The sequence below is a fragment of the Pseudomonas sp. SIMBA_067 genome, from assembly GCF_046534675.1.
Taxonomy (GTDB): Bacteria; Pseudomonadota; Gammaproteobacteria; order Pseudomonadales; family Pseudomonadaceae; genus Aquipseudomonas; species Aquipseudomonas putida.
In genome coordinates, this window is the sequence record NZ_JAWRYH010000727.1 from 1 (window position 1) to 259 (window position 259).

1 protein-coding gene is annotated in these 259 nt (G+C 65.6%); it reads right to left on the reverse strand.

The genetic code is table 11. The features are described from left to right. Nucleotides 1-34 precede the first annotated feature (34 nt). Nucleotides 35-259 (reverse strand): M20/M25/M40 family metallo-hydrolase (locus tag SB765_RS31075; protein ID WP_410932682.1); only part of this gene is annotated, 225 nt, incomplete at its 5' end.

A 259-nucleotide genomic window follows, 5' to 3' on the forward strand; every position in this document is an offset into this window, starting at 1 on the left:
GCCCGGGTTCCAGCGGCAGTCGTCAATGCAGGGTTCAGGCGGGCTCGAGCCAGCGCTCGGTCAGCGCGCCCCAGTAAGCGGCGCCGGTCAGCAGGATGTCATCGTTGAAGTCATAGGCCGGGTTGTGCACCATCGGCCGCTTCACGCCATTGCCAATGAACAGGTAGGCGCCAGGGCAGCGCTGCAGCATCCAGGCAAAGTCCTCGCTGCCCATCAGCTTGCGGGTATTGCCATCCACCGCGTCGGCGCCGAGCAGTTC